This is a genomic window from Bradyrhizobium ferriligni (assembly GCF_056837965.1).
The window spans coordinates 61982-78129 of sequence record NZ_JBXEJO010000029.1 but is presented as its reverse complement, the minus strand read 5'-3'; the positions used below and the strand labels follow the sequence as shown (position 1 = coordinate 78129).

Sequence of the window (16148 nt, the reverse complement as noted above, 5' to 3'; positions counted from 1 at the left end):
GAGAGCGAATCAATTCTGACGCAACTACGATCCGTTTATGAAATATTAGACAATATTTTCACAATTGTGAATATGTTTTTCATTTACAAGAAGGTTTTTTTCAAGATTGGACGCCTTATATATCGACTCGAGCAAACGGAGCGCTGTGGTTAACCGCAGCGCGGATGTTTTTCATGCAGCACCCAAACGCACCGCAAGTATGGGTTATGGTGGCGATGCCCTCCTGTTTAGGGACAAAGAAGTCGATGGCGATTAGACCGATACGCGCAGCCGATGAATGGTCGACCTCTGAAGCCAATCCCGGCGTGGACCCGGCGGCCGCGGTTGGCGTGCAGATCCGCGAACTTCGAAAAGTCAAAAAATTGACGCTGACGCAGCTTGCACAAGCAGCAGGGATTTCGGTCGGTTATTTGAGTCAGATCGAGCGAAACCAGTCGAAGCTGCCGATAGGAATTCTCAAGAAACTGAGCGACGTTCTCGGCGTGCACATGAATTGGTTCTTCAACGGCAACATGCACGCCGCGCCCGAAGAGCGGGACGTCATCGTTCGCAAGGCAAACCGTCGACGTCTGACATTCACGGGGCTTGGGGTCACGGAGGAGCTGCTGTCTCCCAATCTTGCTGGGCCGCTCGAACTACTCCTGAGTACGATCGACCCCGGAGCCGATAGCGGCGAATACAGCCATGACGGTCACGAAGCGGGCGTACTCATCGCCGGTCGACTAAATCTGTGGGTCGATGGGAAGCTCTTCCAACTGGAGGAAGGAGATAGCTTCGCCTTCAGCAGCACCTCCCAACACCGTTGCGCAAATCCTGGAAAAGTTCCGGCGAAAGTTGTGTGGGTGATCACGCCGCCCCACTATTAGTCCCGAGAAGATCCGAAACGCGGCATACCAATTGCCGCAGACTTTGCGTGGCTGGAAAGGCGCGATTTTGCACGACATCTCTCCGCTGATCAGCGACCTTATAGCGAAAGAAGGCGCGGGAAAATATATACGAACGTGAAAAAAAGATGTTGAATTTTCACGATCAATGTGAAACCTAGGGAGAGGGCGACATTTCTCGGTCGTTAGTGCTGGCCACGGTCTCATTGTACCGCCAAGTGAAAGCAAATGAAGCTTTGAGGCGCGCGCTTTGCGGCGCGAGCGGAGCTGTCGCAAGGACGATGCGACGTTCGCACCGCAAGAATGCTCTTTGCGATCGGGGCGCCTCGTCGGCGGCAATGCTGCTCTTGTATCGATACTTCAGCCTACAACCTGCCCCGAGTTTCTGGGCCTCGTTGAGGCGCGGCCAATCGTAACCTCATAACCAGAAGGGGAGTCGGGTGGAAAAGACGACCGTCTACAGGGCGAAGATCATTCGCACGATGAACCCATCTATGCCAGTCGCCGACACGGTGGTCGTTCGAGGCTCTCGCATACTCGAGGTGGGTACGGCCGAGTCCGTCCGGAGCTGGTTTTCTGGCCATACACCTGAGGTAGACGACACATTTCGGGACGCGGTCTTGATGCCGGGCTTTATTGATCCCCATGTACATCCCGCCATGGCTTCGTTTCTGCTTCCGATGCATTGGATCACCGGCGTTCAGTGGAAATTGCCCGACCGGTCGCTTACCGCCGTTCGTGGGCAGAACGAATTTCTCAATCGCCTGACCGAGATCGAAAGCCAGCTTCCCGAGGGTGAGCCGCTCGTGAGCTGGGGTTATCACGAATTGTGGCATGGGCAATTGAATGGCGAGGTGCTGTCGCGCATCTCCGGCAGCCGGCCAATCGTCGTTTGGCACCGCGGCTTTCACTCGCTTTACCTCAACGACGCCGCGATGGCATGGACCGGAATAACGCGCGAGGACGCGGAAAAGCACCCTCAGGTGGATGCCGAAAAGAAGTTCTTCTACGAAACCGGCATGGCCATCGTCATGGCACGATTGAGGAACTACCTCTTCGGGTCCGAACGAATTGGAGCTGGATATCAAACGTTCGGCAACGTCATACGCGCCGGCGGAAACACCACAATCGGCGATATGGCCTTTGGTCTTTGCGCCGGAGAGGAGCTGGAGTGGCAGCTTTGCCAAGATGCCTTCGACGAAAACACGCCGTTCAGAGTGCAGATGACTCCGATTGGGATTCCCGTCGGCGCGGAATCGGTCGACATTCCAGCGCGTATGGCTCATCTGAAGTCTCTTCGCGCAAAGAAGACCATCCGTGCGCACTTCGGCAAATCGATCAAATTGTTCGCCGACGGGGGATTCTTTTCGAACCTGATGCAACTCAACTGGCCGGGCCGGATCGATGGCCACGATGGCCACTGGATTACATCGCCCGAGATCCTGCGCCAGGCCGCCGAGGCCTATTGGGACGCGGGAGACGTCGTTCATATTCATACCTCCGCCGACCTGGGTCTCGAACTCGTCCTTGACACGCTCGAGCATCTGCAAGCTCGCCGACCGCGATATGGACGCAAACTCGTGATCGAGCATCTGGGAGTGAGCACCCCGGAACAGATCCAACGTGCGGCCGAGCTGGGAGCCAATGCTTCGGTCAACGTCTACTACGTTCATGAGCTGAGCGACCGCTTCTATAAGGGGATACTCGGTTACGAGAGGGCTTCGCAGATGTCCCGGCTCGGAACCCTGGCACGCAACAACATTCGCTTCTCCTTGCACTCAGACTTCAGCATGGCGCCCGCTGCGCCTTTGGTGAACGCCTGGGTTGCAGTTAACCGCCTGTGCGAAACGGGCAAGATTATGGGAGAATACGAGCGCATTTCGGTCGAGCAGGCGATGAAAGCCATCACCATCGACGCAGCCTACATGCTCGGGATGGATAGCGAAGTCGGGAGTATTCGTTCAGGCAAGAAAGCAGACTTCGCTGTGCTGGACAGTGATCCGTTCCAGGTCCCGCCGGAACGCATCCGCGACATCACAGTGCTTGGCACAGTTTTCGAAGGAAAATACTCGCCGAACAGCTTTTAGGACGCGTCAATGGCGATTGATGTCATCATAATTGGCGGATATCTCGGCTCAGGCAAATCGAGCCTTGCCAATCACCTCCTACGAACGTCGGCCCCGAAAGAGACAGGAGTCATCGTAAACGACCTCGCGCCTGTCAACGTTGACGCTCAACATGTGATCCAACAAGCTGGGCTGACGATCGGCATTCAAGATGGTTGCGTATGCTGCTCGGTTACTGATCGGCTCGGAGATGCCTTCGATTGGATGAGTGCATTTCGTCCTCGACTCAAGCGAATTCTGGTCGAGGCGAGCGGGGTCGGCGACCCATACCGCATTTCTTACTACAGCCGAGGAATGCGAGACCTGAGCCTCAGCGCCATGGTTACCGTGGTCGATGCTTCGACTGTCATTGAGCGCTTGGACGACAAGTTCGTCCGAAATCTAGTCAAACGACAAATCCAAGCGGCCGACCGGCTTATCCTTAACAAGATAGACCTTGTACCCACACATCGGCTGTCCAAAGTTGAAGGGATCCTGCGCAAGCTCAACCAAGAGGCGGTCGTTGTACACGCCCGTCATAGTCAAGTCGATGCCAGTGCCATCTACTTGCGGGATGGCACACCGACTCTGGTGCTGAGCCCATCCAAAATGCTTCCCGCGGCAAGCGACGCCGAGGTCGCTGATAATGCATTCAGCACCATGGTTCTGCGCACGAAAGAATCGGTCGATCAACTTGGGATGCACCGGTCTTTGACTCAACTGGCCGGAACAACAGAGCGAATTAAGGGCGTTATTGTCACATCTGAGGAAGCAAACAATAGGTACCTTGTTCAAGTCGCGGGCGGCGACGTTCAGCTAACGCCGACAGATCCGTCGGCCGCGTACTATGAGAGCGTGCTGGTTTTTGTCCTAAGCGGTGACAACACGAACCTGCAACGACAGTCTATTGAGGCGGTTCTTTCCAAGCACGCCTGTTGGACCAGTTGCGTCATCGGCTAGATTGTTTCGCGAGATTTTTGGTCCATGACGAAATCGGCCTTGCGTCACCTCAGCCCGATACGAACGAGAACCTCGCGGCCTTCACGGCTCCGGAGATGAATCGATGCACCTCTTGGACGCGACGAGTCTCGTGCGTATCGGGATGAGAGGTAATCCAATAATTGCGTACGAACCGGATCTCGGGCAGCAAGCGCTTCAGTTCCGGATACCGTTGCGCTGCATAGTCGTGGAGGATTCCCACGCCATGCCCGGCACGAACCGCTTCCATTTGCGCGACTACGCTACCGCATTCGTATCTACGTGACATAAGGCGACCGAGAACGGAAGCATAGTCCAAAGCGCGGCTGTAGGCCATGTCCTCCACGTGGGTTACGAACAAACGGCCGGCCAGTTCATCCTGGTTTGTGATCTGGCCCTCGCGCCCGAGGTAGCTCTCCGCCGCGTAGACGCTGAGTGTGTAGTCTGTCAGCTTCGACAGGATTAGTCGCCCCTGTTTGGGGCGATCCAACGTAATGGCGACGTCTGCCTCTCGCCGCGACAGCGAAAATGTTCGTGGTAACGGCACCAGTTGAATGACGAGCCCCGAATGTTTCGCGGCAAGCATGCCGAGGCGATCTGCAAGAAAATAGTTGCCAAGCCCGTCGGGTGCACCGACGCGCACCGTACCTGTGATGGCCTGGCTCACATCGCCGATGCCGGAGCCCGCTCTGAGAAATTCGCTCTCCGCGCGCTCCGCCGCGGCGACCAACGACTCGCCTGCCGCAGTCAGAATGCACCCGGACGTATGTCGTTCGAGCAGCTTGGCGTTCAAGCTTCGCTCAAGGGCCGTAAGTTGCCGGGCCACCGTCGCATGATTCAACCGAAGACTCTTCGACGCCTTCAGGATCTGCCCTGATCGCGCGACCTCAAGGAATATCCGAACCCGTTCCCAGTCCATCGACTACAGTTTCTGCACAACGGAGCCGCACATTCGGTCGTTGATGCACAATTTTATGCGCTGCATATCGATCGCGAGCAAGCTCTATTTGGAGAGAAATATTCGATGCCGACGACAATTCAAAACTTCATCAATGGCGACTTGGTACCGAGCCGCGGCACTCGTACTGCGGTGGTGTACAATCCCGCGACCGGCGAACAGTCAGGAACGCTTGGATTGGCTACGACTCAAGACGTCCGTGCGGCGGCGACGGCGGCTCGAGAGGCATTTCCGGCCTGGGCGAACACCTCTCCGTTGCGTCGCGCGCGAATTCTCAACCGCTTTCTGCGAATTCTCGAAGATCGGATTGATGAACTCGCCCAGGTGATCACGGCAGAGCATGGCAAGGTGCTCTCGGACGCAACGGGCGAAATTCAGCGTGGCATGGAAGTCGTGGAGTTTGCCACAGGTGCACCTCAACTTCTCAAGGGAGAGGTTACGGAGAACGTCGGTACGCGCGTCGACAGCCACTCTCTACGTCAACCGCTTGGCGTTGTTGTCGGGATTACACCGTTCAATTTTCCAGCGATGGTACCCATGTGGATGTTTCCGGTCGCTCTCGCGTGCGGCAACACCTTCATTCTCAAGCCGTCCGAACGCGATCCGTCCGCCTCGCTCATACTCGCGCAGTGGCTGAAGGAGGCCGGATTGCCAAACGGCGTCTTCAATGTCGTACATGGAGACAAGGAAGCGGTCGACGCCATCTTGTCCGATCCCGACATAGTCGCCGTGAGCTTCGTCGGGTCCACTCCGATTGCTCGTTACATCTACGAAACGGCTACTCGAAACGGAAAGCGCTGTCAGGCGCTTGGCGGCGCCAAGAACCACATGATCGTCATGCCAGATGCCGATATGGATCAGGCGGTTGACGCGCTGATGGGTGCCGCCTACGGCGCTGCAGGCGAGCGTTGCATGGCGATTTCGGTGGCAGTCCCGATCGGAGACACGACGGCCGACAGGTTGATCGAAAAACTGGCGCCCAAGGTTCGCGCTCTGAACATCGGCCCAGGAACAGATCCGGATGCCGAGATGGGGCCACTTGTGACCAGGCAGCATCTCGATAAGGTCCGTGGCTATATCGACACCGGTGTAGACGAAGGAGCGAAACTGATTGTCGATGGACGCGACTTCCGGCGCCAGGGTTACGACAAGGGATATTTCATCGGCGGAACGCTTTTCGACCACGTCACGACCGATATGAAGATCTACAAGGAGGAGATCTTCGGACCGGTGCTCTCCGTCGCACGTGCCAAATCGTACGACGAGGCCGCCGACATGATCAACGCGCACGAGTTCGGCAACGGCACTGCTATCTTTACGAGGGACGGAGATGCCGCCCGCGAATTTGCACATCAAATTCAAGTCGGCATGATCGGCATCAACGTGCCGATCCCGGTGCCGATGGCATTCCACTCGTTCGGTGGATGGAAGGCGTCCCTCTTTGGTGATCACCACATGCATGGGCCCGAGGGGGTACGATTCTATACCAAGCTAAAGACGATCACGACACGGTGGCCTACTGGCATTCGCTCTGGAGCTGAGTTCGTTATGCCGACGATGAACTGAGGGCGAATATCGCGGCTCTGCGATCTTCGCTTCCCGGCGCAGCGGGGGTCCCGGCATCGCGGTGTAATGTGCAACCGTTGGACCCGAGATGGTACGTCTTAGGAACGCCTCGCGTACCGAGAAGGACTTCATGCAATGGGTTCGAATGTCTCCAAGGCCGGCGCGGCCCACAATACCCGTTTTTCGTCCCTTCCGGGCGTTCTTGCATAAAGAACGCTCAACTAGAGCCCGGCACGTGGTGCCGGGCTCGCTTTTGTCGTGCTGACGATGGGTATCGCGTTAAGTCGACGCAATCGCCTTGGAACTAAATCCTATCCTTCGCGGATGGATGCAGTACTACGGCAGATATGGGCGCGCAGAAATGCACAACCTGTATCGATACGTCGACGAATCTCTGAGCCGCTGGGCGCGACGCAAATACAAAGGGCTGAAGAATGGAAAGGTCAGAGCCTCCTCCTGGCTCAGATTGATCCGCTGCCGTAGGCCGAAGCTGTTCGCTCATTGGTCGAGGTTGAGTTCTGCTTCGTTACTTGTTGAGAGCCGTATGACGTGAGAGCGTCACGTACGGTTCGGAGAGCGGCTCCGGGTGCAACTCCCGGGGCCGACTCACCATGGACTTGGCATGTCGCTTTATGCCAAGCGGCTGGAGCGCGGCCGCTTTTTGTGGCCATCGCTGGCAGACGGCGTTGTGACGATCAGCGTTGCGCAACTATCCTATCTCCTGTCCGGAATTGACTGGCGGATGCCGCAGGCAACCTGGCGTCCACAGGCTTCCGGTTAAGCTGTGGCTCTTCGACTCACGGCAGGAATCCAGCGGGATTATTGGCGGCGAATATGGTTGATTCGTCCTCGACGCCCACCGATCCGCTTCCCGCGACCTTGCCGCTGCGCATGCGATGATATTGCGCAGCGCGAACAGCTGACGCTGGCGAAGAGCGAAGTGACCGTCGGCCGGCTGGAAATCGAGCGGCTGAAGCTGATGCTGGCCAAGGCGCTGCGAGAACAGTTCGGGCAATCGTCTGAACGCGGCAAGCTGCTGGTCGAGCAGCTCGAACTCGCCATCGAGGATCTTGAAGAGACCCAGGCGGAGCAGGAAACCAAAGCCGAGTTCGCAGTGCCGGAAACTGCCAAACAGCAGCGCGCAAAATCCACGGCCGCCGCGGCGTCCGTTGCCGGACAATCTGTCGATCGAACGCGTCGTCGAACCCGCGCCTTGCGTATGTGGCAAGTGCGGCAGCGAGCGACTGCACAAGCTCGGCGAGGTGGTATCGAAGACCCTGGAATGCGAGCCGCGGCCTGGAAGATTATCGAGCATGTCCGCGAAAAGTTCTCCTGCCGAGATTGCGAGGTGATCACAGAGGCGCCGGCGCCCTCCCATCCGATCCCGCGAGGCTTTGCCGGGCCGAGCCTGCTGGCGATGTGCTGGTCAACAAGTTCCTGCTGCATCAGCCGTTGAACCGGCAGAGCAAGACCTATGCCCGTGAAGGGGTCGAGCCCGACGTCTCGACCCTGGCGGATCGGGTCGGCGCCTGCGTGGTAGCACTCGATCCCATTATTGAGGCCATCCGCATGCACATTATCAGCGCGGAACGCATCCACGCCGACGATACGACGGTGCCGGTACTGGCCAAGCTTAAGACGGTTACCGGCCGCATCTGGACCTATGTTCGCGATGACTGGCCGATTGGCGGCACGGATCCGTCGGCGGCCCTGTTCTACTACTCACGCAACCGGGCTGGAGAGCATCCGCAAAGCCATCTTGCCGGCTATTTGGGCCTGATGCAGGACGATGCCTTCGATGGATATAACCAGCTCTACAAAGCTCAACGGAAGCCGGCTCCGATCCTTGAAGCGGCCTATTGGAGCCATGGCCGCAGAAAGTTCTTCGACCTGGCGAAATCTGGAGAGGCGCCGATTGCCAGCGAGGCCGTGCGACGTATCGATATCCTGTTCGAGATCGAGCGCACCATCAACGTGCTGATTCCGGTCGATGTCGCCCAGGATTCCGAGATGATCTCGCCCACCATTCCGATTTGAAGTCGCCCACACGTTCCGAGATGATGTCGCCCACCATTCCGGGATGATGTCGCCCGGGTGACGAGGCCTCTTCTGGCTCCCATAGGGTCAACCCTTTCGGCTTTGCGAAGGGGGACCCTGGATGCCGACGGAGAGGCTTGCGATGCGCCGTGTGCGCGATGTGATCAGGATGAAGGCGGCCGGGCTGCCGAGCCGCGAGATTGCGCGACGGGTGGGCGCGGCGCCCTCGACGGTGCGGCTGGCGATCCGGCGGTTCGAGGCCGCGGGTCTGAGCTGGCCGTTGCCGGACGACGTCACCGACACGGTGCTGGAACTCCGCCTGTTCGCGAAGACCGGCAATGGCAACCGTCAGGGTCACCGCCGCGTCACTGAGCCCGACTGGGCGGCCGTGCACCGCGAGCTCAAACGCAAGCACGTGACGCTGTTGATCCTGTGGGAGGAGTATATCGCCGCCGAGCCCGGCGGATACCGGTACTCGCGCTTCTGTGAGCTCTACCGTGCCTGGGAGGGGCGTCTGTCGGTGACGATGCGCCAGGCGCACGCGGCCGGCGACAAGCTGTTCGTCGATTATGCCGGCGATGGCGTACCAGTGGTGGTCGACCGTCTGACCGGGAGCGCAGGAAGGCGCAGATCTTCGTCGCCGTGCTCGGCGCATCGAGCTTCACCTACGCTCAGGCGACGTGGACGCAGGGGCTCGCCGACTGGATCAGCGCCCATGTTGGCGCCTTCGCGGCGATCGGCGGCATCCCGGCGCTGCTGGTGCCGGACAACACCAAGGTCGCGGTCATCAAGGCGTGTCTCTACGACCCGCAGATCAACCGCACCTATGCCGAGATGGCAGCGCATTACGGCACCGCCATCTTGCCGGCGCGGCCGCGCAAACCGCGCGACAAGGCCAAGGTCGAACAGGCCGTCCTCGTTGTCGAGCGCTGGTTGCTTGGGCGCCTGCGCCATCGCACCTTCTACAACCTCGCCGAGGTCAATACGGCGATCGGCGAACTGCTCACGAGGCTCAACGAAGAGCGGACGATCCGGCGGCTCGGCATAACGCGCCGCCGGCTGCTCGAGGAGGTCGACCGGCCGGCACTCAAGCCGTTGCCGGCATCCCCCTACGTGCTCGCCGAGTGGCGTATCCGCCGTGTCAGTCTCGATTACCACGTCGAGGTGGAGAAGCATTACTACAGCGTTCCCCATCGCTTCGCCCGCGCCGAGGTCGAGGTGCGGTTCACTGCCCGCACCGTGGAGATCTTCCACAAGGGCGAGCGGATCGCCGCGCATCAGCGCATGAGCGGCAATCACAAGCACACCACCGTGCCGGAGCACATGGCTTCCAGCCATCGGCGCTACGCCGGCTGGACCATCGCACGCATCCGCCAGGATGCCACCGCGATCGGGCCGGCGACCCGCGCGTTGTGCGACGTCATTCTCGACGAGCGCTCGCACCCCGAGCAAGGCTTCCGCGCCTGTCTCGGCATTCTCAGGCTTGCCGCCTCCTACGGGCGCGAGCGCCTCGACGCTGCGGCTGCGCGGGCGATCGACATCGGCGCGCGCACCTATGGCTCGGTCAAGTCGATCCTCGCCAACAATCTCGATCGGCGTCCTGCTCACCAGCGCTCCGCGGACGATGCGCCGATCCTGCATGCCAACATCCGTGGACCGCGCTACTACAATTAGGAGACCCTCCCTTGCTCACTCATCCGACCTTCGACCGCCTCAACGCCCTCGACCTGCACGGCATGGCCAAGGCCTTCGCCGACATCGAAGCCACCGGCGAGGCCGCAAGCCTCGGTCACGCCGAATGGCTTGCGCTGCTGCTCGAACGTGAAGCCTCGCTGCGCCACGACAAGCGGCTTGCCACCCGTCTGCGTTACGCCAAGCTGCGCCAGCAGGCGTGCGTCGAGGACGTCGACTACCGCACCCCGCGCGGGCTCGACCGCCCGCTGTTCGCCAGCCTCGTTGAGGGCCGCTGGATCGACGACCGCGTCAATCTCCTGATCTGCGGCCCGGCCGGCGTCGGCAAGAGCTGGCTCGCCTCGGCGCTCGGCCACAAGGCCTGTCGCGACAATCGCTCCGTGCTCTACCAACGCGTCCCGCGTCTGTTCGACGAGCTGGCGCTCGCACGCGGCGACGGCCGCCATCCGCGCCTGTTGCGCGCTCTTGGCCGCGTCGATCTGCTGATCCTTGACGACTGGGGCCTCGCCCCGCTCGATGCAGGCGCCCGCCACGATCTCCTGGAGATCCTGGAGGATCGCTACGGCCGACGTTCCACCCTCGTCACCAGCCAGCTCCCCGTGGATGCATGGCACGTGCTGATTGGAGACCCCACCTACGCTGACGCCGTGCTCGATCGCCTCGTCCACAACGCCCATCGGCTCGACCTCACCGGCGAGAGCCTGCGCCGAACACCGTCATCCGCCCGAAAGACCTGAGCCCGTGGCGCTGTGGACATGCCGCTGCGCTTGGACAACGCAAACGCCTTGCCCACATGCCCACAGCAAACGCAGACGAAGAAAACAGGTTCAAGTTGCGATTCCAGATTGACCATCCGGCTTGACCGATGCCAGAGAGCCACCCGGCCAGAACGCCTCGCCACCGGGCGAGATCAAATCGGAGAGGAGGGCGACATCGTCTCGGAATCGGCGGGCGACTTCATATCGGTACGCCTGGGCGACTTCGTCGGAATCCGCATCTATACCCTGATCGAAACCTGCAAGATGAACGATGTCGATCCGCAGGCCTGGCTCGCTGACGTGCTGGCCAGGCTTCCAGATCACCCCGTCAACACAGTCGCCGACCTGCTCCCGTGGAATTGGAAGGCGACCCAACAGTCCAAAGCGGCTACTGCCTGAGCGCCGCGGCATACCGGTGCGCCTGCCGGAGTGTTGATCGGATGCGTACGTTCCTGCCCACTATCCGGCCGACACAGTTCAACTACCCGTCGACATCCTGGGGAAGTAGCACGGCACCAAATATCGGTTCATTCAACGCTACCGCTCCGGCTTGCCGGAGAATCTTGGCGAAGAGTTCGACGCCTCGTTTCGTTCGCCCGCCTCAACCGGATCAGCCGTAATCGCTTCGACATCCAATGGCACCGTCACACCGGACAATGGTTCCGCCTGCATCGCGGCCTCACCCTTGCCGACGCGATCGACACGCTAAGATCCGACGGATTGCTCCATCCAACTTAACCAGCGGAAGCGTCGGAGCCCTGCAAGTTCACGCACCCCCGCGGCCCTCACCGGATGGATCACTCGATTACGACCTATAACGCCGTCCGGCGGCAAAGTTACCTTCGCTCCGGATCGTATCATCAGAAGCTTCGAGCGCTTTTGCCTCCACCAGAGGAGCGTTCGCCCGACAACTCTTTTAGGTCGCCAACACAAATCGGTCTCTGGTCCGCTAGCTCAGGATCACCGGCAGCACATCGTTGGTCGAGTGGTCGGGAGTGTCATCCTTCCACCGAACCGAGCCGAACGGCCGTTCCAGCATCCGACGGATGCGCACCGGCGTGGATCCGACGTGAAAAGCCACTGCTTGACGTTCCACTGCACGCTCCGGTTCGGTTGAACGGTTGCGGTAGTGCAAATAGTCGAGCCACGTAGGGCATTGATAGCGCTCCGTCCACAATTCAGGATCGGCAATATCCCGGGCAATTGACCAGCCATAGGCGCCGTTGCGCTGCCGCAGCAATTGCACTTCCTGCATCACACGATGGAATGCACGGGCATTGTCCTGAATCACGCGATATTCGATCTCGACTACCAGAGGCCCGCTTCGTGCGGACAGCACGAGCTGCACCTCGGGATCAGCAGGTACCGCAGCCTCCTGCCCCGGCGGATCGATACGCGGCAAACCACACCATAGGCCCAACACGGGAGAGACGAACATAAGAGCGGCCGCAACTAAGAGCGCAATCTCTACCCCGGTCCAGTCGGTCAAGCAGCCCCAGCCCCAGCTGCCAAGGGCAACGCCGCCGGAACTTGCTGCCTGGTATGCCGCAACCGAACGCCCGGCGACCCAGCGCGGCGCCGATAACTGAACGCTGATGTTGAATACCGCCCACGCCATTATCCACGCGGCTCCCGACACGACCAAGGCGACGGCGGTTAAGGCCGGCTCGGGACTTAGCGCCACCCCCGCGAACGCTGCGCCCATCGCCAATGCGCAGGCGCGGATAGCTGTCTCGCCGCTCAAGCGTTTGCATATTCTAGCGATGTTGAGCGCACCGATCACCGCCCCGAGACCAAAGGCGCCAAGCATGATGCCGTAAGTTTGCGCGCCGCCATGCAGCCGGTCGCGGCTCACCAACGGCATCAACGCAATAATCGCGCTTCCGATGACTCCGATCACCATCGAGCGAGCCAGCACGGTTTTAACTGCCGGCGAATTACTGATATAGCGAACTCCGGCGATCATAGCCCGGCTAAGCCGTTGAGGAGGTAAACGTGAGGGCTCGGTGCCCCGTTTCCAAAGGGATAGCGCGAGAATCAGCGGTAGATAAAGCACCGCATTGAGCGCAAAGGCCGATACGGCGCCTGCGCTCGCCACGACGGCGCCGCCGATCGCGGGTCCTACACTACGCGCAACGTTATAGCTGACTGCAGCGAGAGCGACCGCCGCGGGAAGCCTCTCCGAGCTCACCTGTTCACTGAGTGAAGCTTGCCACGCCGGTACCATCAACGCCATGCCACAGCCAAGGACAAAGCAGAGCGCCAATAAGAGAGCTGGCGTGATCAGCTCGAGCCAGGCGAAGACCGTCAGCCCAATCGCCCCTGCGAACGCGATGGCGAGCGCCACCATCGCGACAATACGCCGGTCGTGCACATCAGCAATTGCGCCAGCTGGCATCGAAATCAGCATAACCGGTAGCATCAGCGCCGTCTGTACCAAGGCCACTTTGTCCGCAGAGGACGTCATTTGTGTCATCGCCCAAGCTGCGCCGACGCCTTGGATCAGGCTCCCAAGATTGAATAAGACGCTGGCGAGCCAGATGCGCCGAAACGTGGGATTGCGCAGGGGAGCGGCAAGAGCATCGGCGTTGAGCGTCATGGTGACATGCTCGATGGATTTTTTGGGACGCGGATCATCTCGCTCCGAATTCCCGATCGATGTCAGTCAGGAATTGCCACGATACGTGGCGTGAACATTGCCGTAGCATTTGGCGAGTGCTCTCAGGCCCCCTCTACTTTTTTGTATTGCTCGACGGACTGCGCTCAGTGGTGTTGGCGCAGCCGTGTAGAACTTGTCCCATAGCGCATACTTCGAACCGTTCGACAAGAATGCACCATCAAAGTTCGGGACTAAACATAGAGCAACAGCAGTATCGAATGCCTTCATCTGGCAGGCGGCGCTGTGCTTGCTTGGACAAGAACCGCCATGTTTCCAGGTTGATGCTGGTTCCTCCACATTTTCCGGTGCGCGCGCGACATTTCCTCCCACGGGAACACTTCGGAAAGACACGGATCGATGCGTTGTTCAGTAACAAGGCGGTTCGCTTCCCACACTTCGTACAGACTCGCGTAGTGGCTACCTTGAATTCTCTTTTGCCGTACCCAGACGAAACGCGCATCCATCGTGAGATTGAAACCTGAGGTCCCAGCGCAAAAGACAACCATTCCGCCTCGTTTCACGACGAAGCTGCTGACTGGAAAGGTCGTTTCTCCCGGGTGCTCGAAGACAATGTCGACGTCGTTTCCCTTTCCGGTAATGTCCCAAATGGCTCTGCCAAACCGGCGAACCCTCTTCATGTAGTCGCCGTACATAGTGGGCTCGTTGACATCCGGAAGTCGACCCCAACAGTCGAAATGCATACGGTTTATAACTCCTTTGGCTCCCAATGACATCACAAAATCACGTTTCGATTCGTCCGAAATGACGCCTATTGCATTTGCGCCCGCCACAACTGCGAGTTGGATGGCCATTGAGCCAAGGCCGCCAGCCGCTCCCCACACAAGAACATTTTGGCCCGGTCGGATGATGTGGGGCCGATGACCAAACAACATCCTATATGCGGTGGCCAGCGTGAGCGTATAGCAGGCGCTTTCCGCCCAACTTAGGTGCCTTGGTCGAGGCAGTAGCTGTCGCGATTGAACGCGCGCGAATTGCGCAAAGGATCCGTCTGGAGTTTCATAACCCCAAGCCCTCTGAGAAGCAGATAACATGGGATCGCCGCCATTGCACTCGACATCGTCGCCGTCGTCCTGATGACTCTGTAGAACAACCTCATCACCGGGTTTCCATCTATTCACGCGTTTGCCGATCGCCCAAACAATCCCCGCAGCATCGGAGCCGGCGATGTGAAGGGAGGCGTGATGCAGATCAAACGGCGAGACAGGCTCTCCAAGAGCCGACCAAACGCCATTGTAATTGACTCCTGCAGCCATAATCATAACCAGGACCTCGTCTGGACCAAAGGCGGGCGTATCAACTACTTCCATCTGCATTGCCGACTCTGGATCGCCGTGTCGCTCCCGGCGTATAACCCAGGCATACATGTGCTTCGGTACATGCCCCAACGGTGGAAGTTCTCCGATCTCGTAAAGATCCTTTGCGGCCACCTGGGCATAGTTCGCGGCGGACGGACCGGACTCGCTGTGTTGATTAATTCCGCTCATGTGTCCCTCAACAGAATGAGAATCTACTAATGCGTTGACGAAGTTGGCTGCTCACGTGGCGCTTGCCGCGCCGGTGCCGGGTGCTTGCCTCCTGCGATTTCGTGCTGGAAGCTGGCCGTGGCGAGAGATGGCCCATCAAAGTTCGGACGGGGAGCACGAATGAGCCGCTCCTCAATTGCGCGACATGTCAACCCGCGTGCCTCGTATCGGTGATCTGAAAGTTAACAGATATGTGGAGTACGATTTCGCACCGCACCTCGACGAGGTGTCGCTGGATGATGCGATTCTCGGATAATCTGCCAAAAGCGGCCTTCTCTTTTCAGGCGACCCAGTTGCCACTTCCCTGCCGAGACTATCGACGCCTTTGGACCGCATTGAGGGAGTTTTGTGAAACTTCATGTTCCTGTCCTGCTTTGGAGCGGGATAATCCTCAGCTGGCATCTTACAAACTCAAACTATTTGGAGGTCTTCGGCTGGAACGATGCTTGACTTCTCGCGCTCGAATAAGCGCGCAGTGAAATTTGAATCCGAAGGGCACTGGCATGTCGACCTGATAGAAGCGGCGTAGAGCCACATCGTTACTCCAAACCTTGGTTGATGTTGGTGAGGCCACAAATTTCTCGGTGTTGCTGCAGGGCGCATCGTCCGAGAGAATCACCTGGAGCGACGCGGTTGGATTGATTCGGCCGCAACACCGTGTGCATACGCCGAAGCTCAGCACGACCTTCCGGCAGGCTTTCTGTGTCAAACCTGCAATAGTCTCCTTAGCCGGCTTGCTAAAGTCCTCGGTCCCGTCATCGAAGTTCGTGACTTTGGTGCCGCCGAGTCCAGGCCTCGTCAGCGCACTCGTTACGACTAATCGCGCAAGTCTCATCGGTAGCCCCTGCAGCGAACCACCGCGTTCGCGCCGGCTCTGTGTCCCTCATCCTAGCAATGAGCGTGCCACTCGTGGCATCTGATCCGTGCCTTGTTTGACGGATCAAACCCGGATGGCGACGAACTTCCC

General features: G+C 59.2%; 12 protein-coding genes and 3 pseudogenes. 11 read left to right on the top strand and 4 right to left on the bottom strand.

Translation table 11 applies throughout. The features are described 5' to 3' along the window. Positions 1-173: 173 nt before the first annotated feature. From AC1VNY_RS18845 to AC1VNY_RS18835, 3 genes are all read left to right on the top strand, one after another. Positions 174-866 (top strand): helix-turn-helix domain-containing protein, encoded by a 693-nt coding sequence (locus AC1VNY_RS18845; RefSeq protein ID WP_482406318.1) that lies wholly within the window; start codon positions 174-176, stop codon positions 864-866. Between the two features lie 641 nt (positions 867-1507). After that, positions 1508-2971 (top strand): amidohydrolase, encoded by a 1464-nt coding sequence (locus AC1VNY_RS18840; protein ID WP_482406317.1) that lies wholly within the window; start codon positions 1508-1510, stop codon positions 2969-2971. Between the two features lie 9 nt (positions 2972-2980). After that, positions 2981-3949, top strand: a complete 969-nt coding sequence (locus AC1VNY_RS18835) for a CobW family GTP-binding protein (protein ID WP_482406316.1) — start codon at positions 2981-2983, stop codon at positions 3947-3949. 49 nt (positions 3950-3998) lie between these two features. Here AC1VNY_RS18835 and AC1VNY_RS18830 read toward each other — a convergent pair whose 3' ends face one another. Next, positions 3999-4886 carry a LysR family transcriptional regulator gene (locus tag AC1VNY_RS18830; protein WP_482406315.1) on the bottom strand — a complete coding sequence of 296 codons (888 nt, stop codon included), beginning with the start codon at positions 4884-4886 and terminating at the stop codon, positions 3999-4001. Between the two features lie 105 nt (positions 4887-4991). Between AC1VNY_RS18830 and AC1VNY_RS18825 the strand changes: the two genes are divergently transcribed. The 4 genes and pseudogenes from AC1VNY_RS18825 to tnpC all read left to right on the top strand — a co-directional run. Then, complete coding sequence (locus tag AC1VNY_RS18825) at positions 4992-6491, top strand: CoA-acylating methylmalonate-semialdehyde dehydrogenase (protein ID WP_482406314.1); 1500 nt, start codon at positions 4992-4994, stop codon at positions 6489-6491. Between the two features lie 298 nt (positions 6492-6789). Beyond that, on the top strand, positions 6790-7044 hold the full coding sequence (locus tag AC1VNY_RS18820; protein ID WP_482406313.1) for a group II intron maturase-specific domain-containing protein: 255 nt from the start codon (positions 6790-6792) through the stop codon (positions 7042-7044). Positions 7045-7077: 33 nt separating this feature from the next. After that, on the top strand, positions 7078-7272 hold the full coding sequence (tnpB, locus tag AC1VNY_RS18815) for an IS66 family insertion sequence element accessory protein TnpB (RefSeq protein ID WP_482406312.1): 195 nt from the start codon (positions 7078-7080) through the stop codon (positions 7270-7272). A 53-nt stretch (positions 7273-7325) separates the two neighbouring features. After that, positions 7326-8477: pseudogene (gene tnpC / locus AC1VNY_RS18810) on the top strand (IS66 family transposase); the annotation flags it as partial. 138 nt (positions 8478-8615) lie between these two features. On the opposite strand, the gene AC1VNY_RS18805 reads toward tnpC, so the two are convergent. Then, positions 8616-8831 (bottom strand): hypothetical protein, encoded by a 216-nt coding sequence (locus AC1VNY_RS18805; protein ID WP_482406339.1) that lies wholly within the window; start codon positions 8829-8831, stop codon positions 8616-8618. Between AC1VNY_RS18805 and istA the strand changes: the two are divergent. The 4 genes and pseudogenes from istA to AC1VNY_RS18785 all read left to right on the top strand — a co-directional run bounded on the left by istA (position 8728) and on the right by AC1VNY_RS18785 (position 11716). Continuing rightward, positions 8728-10202 (top strand): annotated as a pseudogene (gene istA, locus AC1VNY_RS18800) (IS21 family transposase). The gene AC1VNY_RS18805 and the pseudogene istA sit on opposite strands and share 104 nt — an antisense overlap. Positions 10203-10213: 11 nt before the next feature. Continuing rightward, positions 10214-10957: an IS21-like element helper ATPase IstB gene (gene istB / locus AC1VNY_RS18795; protein ID WP_482406311.1), complete on the top strand. Its 744-nt coding sequence runs from the start codon at positions 10214-10216 to the stop codon at positions 10955-10957. 258 nt (positions 10958-11215) lie between these two features. Then, positions 11216-11377 (top strand): annotated as a pseudogene (locus AC1VNY_RS18790) (transposase domain-containing protein); the annotation flags it as partial. 30 nt (positions 11378-11407) lie between these two features. Continuing rightward, positions 11408-11716, top strand: coding sequence for a DUF3024 domain-containing protein (locus AC1VNY_RS18785; RefSeq protein ID WP_482406310.1), 309 nt, complete (start codon positions 11408-11410; stop codon positions 11714-11716). A gap of 211 nt (positions 11717-11927) precedes the next feature. On the opposite strand, the gene AC1VNY_RS18780 is transcribed toward AC1VNY_RS18785, so the two are convergent. Further along, positions 11928-13577 (bottom strand): MFS transporter, encoded by a 1650-nt coding sequence (locus AC1VNY_RS18780; RefSeq protein WP_482406309.1) that lies wholly within the window; start codon positions 13575-13577, stop codon positions 11928-11930. A gap of 284 nt (positions 13578-13861) precedes the next feature. Further along, entirely contained in the window at positions 13862-15142 is a 1281-nt protein-coding gene (gene ccrA / locus AC1VNY_RS18775) for a crotonyl-CoA carboxylase/reductase (RefSeq protein WP_482406308.1), read from the bottom strand. Positions 15143-16148 lie beyond the last annotated feature (1006 nt).